The organism is Chitinophaga flava (genome assembly GCF_003308995.1).
Taxonomy (GTDB): domain Bacteria; phylum Bacteroidota; class Bacteroidia; order Chitinophagales; family Chitinophagaceae; genus Chitinophaga; species Chitinophaga flava.
In genome coordinates, this window is sequence record NZ_QFFJ01000001.1 from 1,507,265 (window position 1) to 1,519,023 (window position 11,759).

General features: G+C 47.7%; 11 protein-coding genes. 6 read left to right on the forward strand and 5 right to left on the reverse strand.

Annotated features, from left to right (window positions below):
• Positions 1-11: 11 nt before the first annotated feature.
• The 4 genes from DF182_RS05940 (at position 12) to argS (ending at position 4,724) form a co-directional block, all read left to right on the forward strand.
• Positions 12-1,376 (forward strand): OmpA family protein, encoded by a 1,365-nt coding sequence (locus DF182_RS05940; RefSeq protein ID WP_113614741.1) that lies wholly within the window; start codon positions 12-14, stop codon positions 1,374-1,376.
• Between the two features lie 130 nt (positions 1,377-1,506).
• Entirely contained in the window at positions 1,507-1,992 is a 486-nt protein-coding gene (locus tag DF182_RS05945; RefSeq protein WP_113614742.1) for a GNAT family N-acetyltransferase, read from the forward strand.
• A gap of 83 nt (positions 1,993-2,075) precedes the next feature.
• A complete protein-coding gene (locus tag DF182_RS05950; RefSeq protein WP_113614743.1) occupies positions 2,076-2,651 on the forward strand; it encodes a porin family protein in 576 nt (191 codons plus the stop codon).
• Positions 2,652-2,795: 144 nt separating this feature from the next.
• Positions 2,796-4,724, forward strand: a complete 1,929-nt coding sequence (gene argS / locus DF182_RS05955; RefSeq protein WP_113614744.1) for an arginine--tRNA ligase — start codon at positions 2,796-2,798, stop codon at positions 4,722-4,724.
• A gap of 249 nt (positions 4,725-4,973) precedes the next feature.
• Here the strand turns inward: argS and DF182_RS05960 are convergent, their stop codons facing one another.
• The 5 genes from DF182_RS05960 to DF182_RS05980 form a co-directional block, all read right to left on the reverse strand.
• Positions 4,974-5,843 (reverse strand): tetratricopeptide repeat protein, encoded by an 870-nt coding sequence (locus DF182_RS05960; RefSeq protein ID WP_161964071.1) that lies wholly within the window; start codon positions 5,841-5,843, stop codon positions 4,974-4,976.
• Between the two features lie 123 nt (positions 5,844-5,966).
• Positions 5,967-6,455 carry a cytidine deaminase gene (locus DF182_RS05965; protein ID WP_113614746.1) on the reverse strand — a complete coding sequence of 163 codons (489 nt, stop codon included), beginning with the start codon at positions 6,453-6,455 and terminating at the stop codon, positions 5,967-5,969.
• Between the two features lie 138 nt (positions 6,456-6,593).
• Positions 6,594-7,778, reverse strand: coding sequence for a signal peptidase I (gene lepB / locus DF182_RS05970; RefSeq protein WP_113614747.1), 1,185 nt, complete (start codon positions 7,776-7,778; stop codon positions 6,594-6,596).
• A gap of 183 nt (positions 7,779-7,961) precedes the next feature.
• Positions 7,962-8,615 carry an alpha/beta fold hydrolase gene (locus DF182_RS05975; RefSeq protein ID WP_161964072.1) on the reverse strand — a complete coding sequence of 218 codons (654 nt, stop codon included), beginning with the start codon at positions 8,613-8,615 and terminating at the stop codon, positions 7,962-7,964.
• 10 nt (positions 8,616-8,625) lie between these two features.
• Positions 8,626-9,810: a sigma-54-dependent transcriptional regulator gene (locus DF182_RS05980; protein WP_113614749.1), complete on the reverse strand. Its 1,185-nt coding sequence runs from the start codon at positions 9,808-9,810 to the stop codon at positions 8,626-8,628.
• Positions 9,811-10,060: 250 nt separating this feature from the next.
• Between DF182_RS05980 and DF182_RS05985 the strand changes: the two genes are divergently transcribed.
• Together DF182_RS05985 and cysM are read left to right on the forward strand one after the other, a co-directional pair.
• On the forward strand, positions 10,061-10,873 hold the full coding sequence (locus DF182_RS05985; RefSeq protein WP_113614750.1) for a serine O-acetyltransferase: 813 nt from the start codon (positions 10,061-10,063) through the stop codon (positions 10,871-10,873).
• 9 nt (positions 10,874-10,882) lie between these two features.
• Positions 10,883-11,755 (forward strand): cysteine synthase CysM, encoded by an 873-nt coding sequence (cysM, locus tag DF182_RS05990; RefSeq protein WP_113614751.1) that lies wholly within the window; start codon positions 10,883-10,885, stop codon positions 11,753-11,755.
• Positions 11,756-11,759 lie beyond the last annotated feature (4 nt).

The following is an 11,759-nucleotide window of genomic DNA, read 5'->3' on the forward strand; positions in this document are numbered from 1 at the left end:
AGCATTTTCTTATGAACACATCCAAAATCTGGCGGGCTTCCTGTGCCCTCCTGGCTATCATGCCCGTTATCAGCAATGCCCAGGACCAATCTACCGCGACCGCTGTGGCCCCCACTGTACAGCTTTTCAGAGGTCCTCAGGAATTCAAAACTTGGTCCGTTGGCGTCAATGGAGGGCTGCTGGCCCCTGTAGCTGCCACCGGTGGCAGTAATGACTTCACCAAATGGAAGGCCTCCGGCGGGTATGGCGCTTATGTGAAATACCAGCTTCTTCATTTTCTGGCTATACGGGCCGACTATGTTGGCGGAAAACTGAAAGCCGACAATAGCAAGAACCTGGGTAATGGTATGCCTCCCAGCAGCCCCTACAGCTCCTTCGAAACGAAACTGAAATGGACGGCCACCCTCAATGCCGTATTTAATATTACTACTGTCAACTGGCTGTTCCGTAAAAACTTTGTCCTGTTATACGGCTCCGTAGGCGGTGGCCTTGCCGGATACAGTCCCTCCCTCACACCTGTCGGCAGCAACACCTCCTTCGACTATAAACCCAGCGGCACCATCAAGGAATTGATCATCCCGGTAGGTGCAGGGCTCAAATTCAGACTATCTGAATTTATCAACCTGGACCTGGGCTATACGATGTATTATACAGATGGCGACAACCTGGACGGTTACTATCATGGTCCCAACAAAGACAAATTCTCCTATGGTTATGCCGGGCTTGAGTTTGCCATCGGCAAAAAGGGGAAACCACAACTGCAATGGAACAATCCTGCCGCCACCACCTATGATGAACTGGAAGCACAGAAAGCCACACTGCGCACTGCACTGGATGCAGCCAACCAGACCAATCAGAAACTGACCGCCGATATGGACAGGCTCATGAAAGACAGTGATGGCGACGGCGTATCCGACTACTTCGATAAATGCCCCAATACACCTGCCAATACCCGCGTAGATGGCTCCGGTTGCCCGCTGCCCGAACCGGTAGTGGAGAAAAAAGAGGAAAAGATAGTGATCACCGAAGAAGATAACCGCATCGTAAAAGAAGCCATCCAGAACCTTGAATTCGACTTCGCCAAAGCCAGTATCAAACCACACTCCTATCCGGCACTCGACAGAGTGGCTGAACTGCTGAAACGCAAAAACCTCAACCTGAAGCTGAGCGGCCATACCGACAATGTAGGCAGTAAGGAGCGCAACCTGGCCCTGTCCAGAGAAAGAGCCGAAGCCGTTAAAACCTATATGGTAAGCAAAGGCGTTAATGCATCTAAAATTGAGGCAGTGGGTTATGGCATGAGCCAGCCTATTGCGAGCAATAAAACCGCTGCCGGCAGACAGAAAAACAGAAGGGTGGAATTTACAATCTTCTAATACCAGCAAGGTTAGCCAGCAAATTAATATTATAAGTAAGAGGCCCGACAGCACGTTGGGCCTCTTGCTTAATAATATCCGTTCATCCCACTTGCTTGCGCCTTTCTACTAAACCTCGTACATTCACGTTATGGAAACTATCACAATAAGGACGATCGATCCTGCCGATGACCCAACTATTGCCAACATTGTAAAAACCACGCTGACAGAATTCGGAATGAACAAAGCAGGTACTGCCTATTCCGACCCAACCACCGACCATCTGTCTGTTTTATTCGACAAGCCCAGGGCTATCTATTATGTCGCTGAAGAAAATGGTATTATCCTCGGCGGCGCCGGCATACATCCGCTGGATGGCGGGGAATTACATGTATGCGAACTGCAGAAGATGTACCTGGTACCGGCAGCCAGAGGTAAAGGACTTGCCGGCAAACTGATCACCCAATGCCTGCAGTTTGCCAGGGAAAACGGATATACGCAGTGTTATCTTGAAACCAGTCCTGAACTGGCAAGGGCCAGGAAAGTATACGAACAATTCGGCTTCAGATACCTGACTGGCCCCATGGGCAACACCGGTCATTTTGGCTGTGACAGCTGGATGCTGAAGGATTTATAGGATTCCCCGTTACGTTGTTTTTTCTGCACTGATTGAATCCGGCATATTTCTTGGTATCTGCTGGCAGGAAAAATAATCGTATTATGAAAAAACTGATTCTGTCTGGTATTCTGGCCATTGGTTCTGTGCTGGCAGTTAAAGCCCAAACCGTAAAATTCGGTGTGAAGGGAGGTCTGAACCTTGCTAAGGTTACTAACACCGACGATGCCAAGACACGTGCCTCCTTCTATGCCGGCGGCCTGGTTAACGTTGCCCTGAATGAAAGCTGGGCCATACAACCTGAGTTGTTGTATTCCGGACAAGGTACCAAAGTAAAAACCAATACTATCCTGGGCACACTGGAAAGTACCCTCAAAACTGATTATATCAACATCCCGGTAATGGTGCAATACTCTATTGTACCGGCATTTTACCTGGAAGCAGGCCCTCAGCTGGGTATTCTGGCAGGCGCCAAAGAGAAAATCGGTAGCAAATCATACGATGTAAAAGATCAGATGAAGAGTATCGATTTTGGTATCGGCGTAGGTTTCGGTTATAAATTCGATATGGGCCTGGGCGTGTCCGGCCGTTATAACTTCGGACTTACCAACATCGAAGATTCCGGTAATCACAACAGCAAAAACTCTGTAGCACAAATAGGACTGTTCTACATGTTCTAAACACTACATAACGATGCAATGTAACGCAGAGGCGCAGGGATTTTATGAAATCTCTGCGCCTTTGTTTATAAGTCCCTTTAGGGTAACCTTTTGCACCTCTGCGCGAAACCACTATCTTTGCTGCTCGCATTAATCATTTTCAGCATGAGTGTTGTACAATCAATCAGAACGGCTGCCGTAGCCGCCATCAAATCCCTTTACAACCAGGATATCACTGTAGCAGATGTAGCTATCAATGTGACTAAACCTGAGTTTGAAGGAGAGTATACCATTGTTGTTTTCCCATTCACCAAATTCAGCCGACAAAAACCAGATGAAACTGCACAGCGCATAGGCGACTACCTTGTTGCCCAGCATTCCGAGCTGATTGCCGGTTTTAACGTGGTAAAAGGCTTCCTTAACCTGGACATCAATCAGGCCTACTGGTGTGATTTTCTCCAGCAACAATACAACAACGAAAATATCGGTATACAGCCATCCAACGGCAAAAAGATCATGGTGGAGTATTCCTCCCCCAATACCAACAAACCACTGCACCTGGGTCACCTGCGTAATAACTTCCTCGGTTATTCCATCGCGGAAATCCTGAAGGCCAACGGTTTTGAAGTGATCAAAACCAACCTGGTAAATGATCGTGGTATCCATATCTGTAAGTCCATGCTGGCATGGCAGCTGTTTGCACACGGTGATACTCCGGAATCCACCGGTATCAAAGGTGATCACCTGGTAGGTGATTATTACGTGAAGTTTGAATCCGTAGTAAAAGAACAGGCCGAACCTATCATTGACCGGGTGCTGGAAAACGACTTCCAGGACTTCGAAGGCGCTGATGTGGAGAAACTGACCAAACTGGTCACCGCCCTGCATAAGCCTGAAGTTAAGAACGATCCGGACAAGACTTCCAAAATTATGGGTGACATCAAGGAGATGTCCCGTAATAAAACAGAGATCATGCAGCAGGCCAAAATCATGCTGCAGCAGTGGGAAGCGGGCAACCATGAGGTACGCCACCTCTGGACTGACATGAACAGCTGGGTGTACCAGGGTTTTGACGAAACCTACAAACGCCTGGGCATCAACTTCGATAAAGTATATTACGAAAGCAATACCTACCTGCTGGGCAAAGACCTGGTTGAAGAAGGACTGGCCAAAGGCGTGCTGTTCAAAAAAGAAGACAACTCTGTATGGATAGACCTCACCGCAGACGGCCTGGATGAAAAACTCCTGCTCCGTGGCGATGGCACTTCCGTATACATGACCCAGGACCTGGGCACCGCCCGGCTGAAATACAACGACTACCACATGGACCAGAGCATCCACGTGGTGGCCGATGAACAGAACTACCACTTCAAAGTATTGCAGCTGATCCTGGAGAAACTGGGAGACCCTTCCGCGCCAGGCATCTACCACCTCAGCTATGGCATGGTGGAACTACCTCACGGCCGTATGAAGAGCCGGGAAGGTACCGTAGTGGACGCAGATGATATGATCGTGGAAATGGTGGATACAGCAAAAGAAGCTACCCAGGAAGCCATGCAAAAACATGCTGATTTCACGGAAGCCGAACTGAACACCCTTTACGAAACCATCGGCCTGGGTGCTATGAAGTTCTTCCTGCTGCGTGTAGACCCCAAGAAAAAAATGATCTTCAATCCCGAAGAATCCATTGACCTGCGCGGGTTTACCGGACCATTCATACAATATGCACACGCGCGTATCAAGTCTATTTTAAGAGAAGTAGGCCCTGTGGCCGGCCTGGAAAACTTCCAGTACAAAGGCGCATTGCTGCCTCTGGAAAAAGAACTGATCGTTATCAACGAACAATTCCCTGGCATTCTCGCAGACGCACACCGCGAAATGAGTCCTTCTGTGATCGCCAACTACGCATTCCAGCTGGCGCAGACGTTCAACTCCTTCTATGCTGAAAAAGTAGAAGGTGTATACACTTACTCCGTACTGCGGGAAGAAAATGAAGACAAGAAAAAACTGAGGTTACAGCTGATCACGCTTACTGCCAATACCATCCGGCAGAGCATGAAACTGCTGGGTATCCATGTACCCGAGCGGATGTAATACCACAACGGAATATAACAGCAAAGGCGCAACGGACTTTAAGATCCTGTGCGCCTTTGTTGTTTTAACCAATACTTAAAAAAAACGCTGCGGGCTTTGCAGACCGCAGCGCTAGCAGCTTGCGGCCACCGTGGCCGAAACTGCCGAAGAAAATACCACAGCAAGCAGCAACGAAAAAAGGAGCTTGCCTATCCTTAATACGCCGTTTGTAAACCCTTCTACACTGTGGCAAAATATTTATTGATAAAGTTATCTGGTAGTATCCATCGCGGTAGCTTTATCGCATAATACCATTCCTTTCTCCTTATCACCCTTACCCATATACGATTTTCCAAGCATAAACATAACAAAAGCATTTGTAGGTTGCAAGCGTAATACATTTTCCCATTGTATAATCGCTGCATCAAAGTCACCTTTGTTGTAACAGGCATGTGCCAGATTGAACAATATCTGTTCGTCATCAGGTTGCAGCTGCTGCGCTTTCCGCAGGTATGCGATCCCTTTGTCTGTTTGCTCCAGCCGTAACCACGCCACGCCGGTATTAAATAAAAAAGCGGCGTCCTGCTTACAGCCCAGAGCAGCGGCTTTGTCGAAGGAACGGACAGCTCCTTCAAAATCAGCTGTATTAAAACTCATCATGCCCAGTTCATACCAGGCGGCGGTATACGTACTATCTGTCGATAGCAGCTCCTGATAAGCGTTGATGCTTTCCCGATAATAACCCAGTTGAGCATATAACTGTGCCAGCTGATAAGTAACCGTCATATTGCCCGGTTCTTCCCTTCTGGCCTGTTGCAGCGCTTCCAGTGCGTTATCATACTGCCGGAGATAATAAAAGCTCAGCCCTATCTGCCTGCTCATATTGGTTGCTCCCAGCTCCTGTGCCTTGCGGCAATAGCCAAGTGCATCAGCATATGATTTTCTTTCAAAGTAAATGTCTCCCAGCGCACTATAGGCAGCAGTATAACTGCTGTCGGCCTTTATAGCTGCAGCAAAACATTGACGGGCAGCTTCCTGCCGGCCAGACTTCCTGAAGGCAATGCCTTCCCTGTAAAGATTACGGGCTTTATCACGCCATCCACTGAGATGCACTGCTGTTGCAGTGTTGACGGCGCTCATAAGCATCACAACATACAAACATAGGATAAGGCGAAAGGTCATCATATGTAGGCTTCTCCACAAAGATAGATATTATTTAAATATTAATATATTCAATAAAATATATAAATATTTAAATAATTATCATTCATTCATATCTGAAGCAGAAAAGCCCAGGGGTAGCAGGTCATTGGCTTTATCGATCACATATACCTTACCACTAAGACCTCCCAGAATCAACCGGATCGGTCTGTCCTGACGGTATTCATACTCGGCCAGCGTCTGGCGGCAGATACCACAGGGAGAAATAGGCCGGGAGCTATCACCGTTGAGATTGTTATAGCTGACAGCGATAGTATCGATGGCCACATCCGGATAAGTAGCAGAAACAGCGGAAAGCGCCACCCTTTCCGCACATAGTCCTACCGGAAAAGAAGCATTCTCCTGATTGGACCCTGCGACGATTTCGCCGTTGACCAACCGGATTACCGCTCCTACCTGGAAATGTGAATAAGGTGCATAAGCATGATGTGTCACTTCCCTGGCCTCTTTCAGCAACCACGCGTCGTTTTCGTCCAGACCTGTAATATCGTTATACACTAAGTAGTCAAAGTGATGTTGTTGTTTTTCCATATGAAAAAGCATGAAAATTTACGTATAGCCTTTACCGGCATACAGCCTGTAACAGGCAGCAGAAAAGGGGTAAAGACAACTACGGACCGGCAATATGCCGATCCGTAAGTTAGTTTAAAATATATTTTGTTTAACTGGTTATTTGATACCTCTGAACAGGCGGCTCCAGCGGATACCGTTTTCGCCATAACTCATCCAGATCAGCCAGGCCTTGCCTACTACGTGATCTTCCGGTACAAAACCCCAGAAACGGGAGTCAAGGGAATTATTGCGGTTATCCCCCATCATCCAGTAATAATTCATTTTAAATGTGTAGGAATCAGCAGGCTGGCCGTTGATGATGAACTTACCATCTTTTTTCTCCAGTGTATTGCCTTCATACACGCGGATAATACGGTCGTAGATCGCGAAATTGCTGTCATCCAGTTTTACGGTAGCACCTTTCTTCGGAATATACAGTGGGCCGAAGTTCTCTTCAGTCCATTTGTAATGGGCCGTATCATGCGGGAATACCATGTTGTAGTTAAAGTCGATGTAGTTGGACTCTTCATACACTGTGACATTTTTCACGATAGGGAACTTCTTGAGGGCAGCCACATTTTCCGGAGTAAGGTTGTATACAAATTTATTATTGTCGAAAGTATACTCCGGACCGGTAATGCCCAGTTCCTCAAGACGGCTGCCATTCAGCTGGTCGCCGGAAGTTTCTACCACGTATTTGTGCTGGCTGGCCAAAGGTACCGGAGCAGCCTGACCGTTCACATATACTACACCATGCACAATTCTGAGGGTGTCGCCGGCTTCCGCCATGCAACGTTTGATATAGTTTTCCCTTTTATCTACCGGACGATGAATGATCTGATAGGAGTTCTGTACTGCCTGCCAGCCATTCTGCCTTACCATGTTGTAATAGCTTGGATCCGGTGAATCAATGGCCACAGTGTCTCCCTCAGGGAAGTTAAACACTACTACATCATAACGTTTGATATCGGAGAAGCCCGGTAAACGTTTGTATTTCCACTTAATAGCTTCGGAGTAGGCTTTGGTAGACTTAGTGAACGGCATGGTATGATGCACAAAAGGCATAGCCAGCGGTGTCATTGGAATACGAGGGCCGTAACTGATCTTGCTTACAAAAAGGAAGTCATTTACAAGCAAGGTCTTTTCCATGGAAGGGGTAGGAATCGTATAGGCCTCAAAAATAAATGTGCGGATAAGCGTGGCTGCTATGATAGCAAAGATACCAGCGTCTAACCATTCTCTTGCCGTAGATTTTTTCTTTGGCTGACCTTCTTTATTTTTTTTCCAAAATGCCAGGTTCATTCAAGTACGCTTAATTAGATGCTTAAAAAGGCAAATATAATATTCTGTTGTTAGTGAGTTGCTTTTCTAATGGAAAAGTTTTCTTAAAAATAGCTTAAATAGTACAGAAATAACTATTAAAACTAAAAATAATATTTTCTTACCTAGCTGAGAGGCTGCATTAATCCCGCAGGAAGCAGAGGGTTAACGGATAAGGGTATTGTCGAGAATACTGTTTATTTCCGTAGCACGATTGAGCACCATAAAATGGCCACCATCGCGGATTACATGCGTCGGTTTTACAAAACGGATCGGGAAAGGCAGGTCTTTGGCACCATGGATATGTACCAGATTTTCGGGTACCATTTCATTTTTCCAGTGCAGGATAGCATTAACGGCCCAACGCAGAAAGGTATAATCACGTTTGGAAAGATATTCTTTCACAAGTTGTCCTTCTTCCGGAGTTTCTAAGTTCAGAAACTTTTTAACGATCAGGCTTCTACGCTGATACAGCAAGGAGTCGGGCAGCTGATGCAGCCGTAGTTTGCGCGCCCAGTTGTAGTAAGGTGGTTTTTCTGTAGTATGCTTGATGCTGGAGAGCAGGATGTTTTGTGCAACTGGTCTGATACGGGCGATCTCCAGGCTCATGATTCCGCCGAAGGAAACGCCCATTAAAGAAACAGGCCCATCGGCCGTAATACCGTCTGCCATGCGGGCGGCATAACTGCTGATGGGCTCGTCGGGAAGCGGTTTTATCCACTTCAGATGATGTATATCATAACCGGGCGGAAAACGCAGATTGTTGAAGATGCGTTCATCAGCGCCGAGGCCACTAATGAGATACAAATGTCTGGACATATATTCAGATTCAGGAACCTGCTTTTTTCTTTTCTCTGTTAGGCACCACAAAATCGTCCACATCATCAACGGTGATGGTTTTTCCGGAGAGGATCACCAGTCTTTCCACCACGTTGCGCAGTTCACGGATATTACCGGACCAGTTGTGGTTCTGTAATGCTTTCATGGCGTCTTTATCTATAGCCTTGCGGGCGATACCGTACTCATTACAAACGCTATCGAGGAAGTTGTCTACCAGGAGTGGCACATCTTCGCGGCGATCGTTGAGGGAAGCCACATGGATGAGGATAACACTCAGACGGTGGTAGAGGTCGAGGCGGAAATTTTTCTCTTCCACTTCCTTCAGCAGGTCTTTGTTGGTGGCAGCCACCACTCTTACGTCCACGCTGATTTCCTTATCGCCGCCTACGCGGGTGATTTTTCCTTCCTGCAGTGCACGCAGCACTTTGGCCTGTGCGCTGAGGCTCATATCGCCGATTTCATCGAGGAAAAGGGTACCACCGCTGGCCTGCTCAAATTTACCAATTCGTTGTTTAACAGCGGAGGTAAAAGAGCCTTTTTCGTGGCCAAACAGTTCACTTTCTATCAATTCGCTGGGGATAGCGGCACAGTTCACTTCCACCATCGGGCCGGAGGCGCGGTTGCTGCGCTCGTGGAGCCAGCGTGCCACCAGTTCCTTCCCTACACCGTTTTCACCGGTAATCAGTACGCGGGCATCCGTAGGCGCCACTTTTTCGATGGTTTCCCGGATTTTGAGGATGGGTGCAGAATCGCCGATCATTTCGGGCACCTTGTTCACTTTACGACGCAGGGTCTTGGTTTCAGTTACCAGTTTGGTTTTGTCCATTGCGTTGCGCAGCGTGATCAGGAGACGGTTCAGATCAGGTGGTTTGGAGATATAATCGTAGGCGCCCTTTTTCACAGCATCTACGGCAGTGTCAATATTCCCGTGCCCGGACACCATAATGATGGGCACGTCCTGATTTATTTCCCTGGCTTTTTCGAGAAACTCCAGGCCATCCATTTTAGGCATTTTGATATCGCACAATACGGCATCGTATTGTTTACCCTGGTACATTTTAAACCCTTCCAAGCCATCCGCCGCCTCGTCTACTTTATACCCTTCATAGCTCAGAATTTCGGTGAGTGTTTTACGGATGCTTTTTTCGTCGTCAATAATTAAAATGTTAGCCATAAGTGAGATTGAGATTTATACTACTGGTATAGTCCGGTAGCAATCAGCGCCAAAAATAAATGGAAATTTTGGATTTTAGGAGCCTCCGGCACTGCAGTAATTAAACTACTGCATCCATCAACTGTTTATATTTGCTAATTTTCCATGAGCAAAGGAAAAATACCGGAATCCGTGAATAGTCTACTAACTTTACGGGATAAATGAGTAATTTTATATACAAACGAATACAGATCTGTAATTCCTTCCGCATATGAACGATTTTTTGGATGAACTGAAGCGGAGACACCAATTGGCGGCAGCAAATGCTTACCCCGCAACCAGCGCTGTAAGTGAATTTGCCAACAGCCTGGTTAATTGGTTATTCCCGGAACATACCGGCCAGGTGATGGATGATGCTGTGTTGCTGGAGCAATATGGGCGCCAGCTGGAGATACAGCTGGAGTTGTTGTTGCAGCCGATGCAACATCAGTTACCAGAAAGCGCCGGTAATATCAGCCGTACTTTTATGAGTAAAGTACCGGTGATTTATGACGAACTGACAAAAGATGCCAATGCCATCTTTCAGGGAGATCCGGCGGCCACCTGTTTATACGAGGTAATACGGGCCTATCCGGGCTTTTATGCTATCGCGTTTTACCGCATGGCCCATGCCCTGCATGAGCTGAATGTACCATTACTGCCCCGCATGATAACAGAGCTGGCGCATGCACGCACCGGCATAGACATTCACCCGGGCGCCGTGATAGCACCCTTCTTTTGTATTGACCATGGCACCGGCATTGTGATCGGCGAAACCACCGTTATTGGCCAGCATGTAAAGCTGTACCAGGGTGTGACGCTGGGAGCGCTCAGTATCGAAAAAACCATGGCCCGCAGCAAAAGGCACCCTACCATCGGCGACCATGTAGTGATCTATGCAGGGGCCACCATCCTCGGTGGTGACACCATAATAGGCCACCACAGCGTAATTGGAGGCAACGTATGGCTGATCAGAAGTGTAGAGCCGTTTTCCCGGATCTATTACAAGGCAGAACATAAATATCTGGAAAGCAACCACGAATAATTACCGATTATGGCAACAATATTAGACCTCGTTGGCAATACGCCGATGGTGGAATTGCAACGTATCCCGGAGAACCCGGATGTAAAAATCTATGCCAAACTGGAAGGCACCAATCCCGGTGGCAGCGTAAAAGACAGAGCCGCCTATGGTATGATCAAGGGTGCACTCGACCGGGGAGAGATCCGCTCCGGTACCCGCCTGATAGAAGCTACCAGCGGCAATACCGGTATCGCGCTGGCGATGATCGCCAATCTTTTTGGGATAGAAATAGAACTGGTAATGCCCGCAGACTCCACCCAGGAGCGGGTGCAAACCATGCAGGCTTATGGGGCCAAAGTGATATTGGAAGAATCAATGGAGACTTCTATTGATTATGCCAATGCACAGGTAGCCAAAGGCGGGTATGTGATGCTCAACCAGTTTGCCAATGCCGACAACTACGGCATGCACTACAAAACCACCGGCCCGGAAATATGGCGTGATACAGCAGGTAAAGTCACCCATTTTGTAAGCGCCATGGGCACTACCGGCACTATTATGGGTGTGTCAAAATATCTGAAAGAACAAAATCCTGCTGTACAAATTGTAGGCTGTCAGCCTACAGAAGGCTCTAAAATTCCCGGCATCCGCAAATGGCAGGAGGCTTATCTCCCTAAAATATTCGACAGATCAAGGGTAGACACCATCATGGACATCTCTGAGGAAGAGGCCAGAACCATGACCAGACGACTGGCCAAAGAAGAGGCTATTTTCTGCGGCATGAGCAGCGGCGGAGCAATCGCTGCCGCCATACGGCTCTCCCGGGAATTAAGCCAGGGCGTGATCGTCAGCATCATCTGCGACCGCGGCGACCGTTACCTGTCCAGCGACCTGTTTGCCTGATCAA

Excerpts from the sequence above, each read along its gene's own strand:
- DF182_RS05940 (WP_113614741.1), top strand. The coding sequence starts at position 12 with ATGAACACATCCAAAATCTGGCGGGCTTCCTGTGCCCTCCTGGCTATC.
- DF182_RS05945 (WP_113614742.1), top strand. The coding sequence starts at position 1,507 with ATGGAAACTATCACAATAAGGACGATCGATCCTGCCGATGACCCAACT.
- DF182_RS05950 (WP_113614743.1), top strand. The coding sequence starts at position 2,076 with ATGAAAAAACTGATTCTGTCTGGTATTCTGGCCATTGGTTCTGTGCTG.
- argS (WP_113614744.1), top strand. The coding sequence starts at position 2,796 with ATGAGTGTTGTACAATCAATCAGAACGGCTGCCGTAGCCGCCATCAAA.
- DF182_RS05960 (WP_161964071.1), bottom strand. The coding sequence starts at position 5,843 with ATGAGCGCCGTCAACACTGCAACAGCAGTGCATCTCAGTGGATGGCGT.
- DF182_RS05965 (WP_113614746.1), bottom strand. The coding sequence starts at position 6,455 with ATGGAAAAACAACAACATCACTTTGACTACTTAGTGTATAACGATATT.
- lepB (WP_113614747.1), bottom strand. The coding sequence starts at position 7,778 with ATGAACCTGGCATTTTGGAAAAAAAATAAAGAAGGTCAGCCAAAGAAA.
- DF182_RS05975 (WP_161964072.1), bottom strand. The coding sequence starts at position 8,615 with ATGTCCAGACATTTGTATCTCATTAGTGGCCTCGGCGCTGATGAACGC.
- DF182_RS05980 (WP_113614749.1), bottom strand. The coding sequence starts at position 9,810 with ATGGCTAACATTTTAATTATTGACGACGAAAAAAGCATCCGTAAAACA.
- DF182_RS05985 (WP_113614750.1), top strand. The coding sequence starts at position 10,061 with ATGAACGATTTTTTGGATGAACTGAAGCGGAGACACCAATTGGCGGCA.
- cysM (WP_113614751.1), top strand. The coding sequence starts at position 10,883 with ATGGCAACAATATTAGACCTCGTTGGCAATACGCCGATGGTGGAATTG.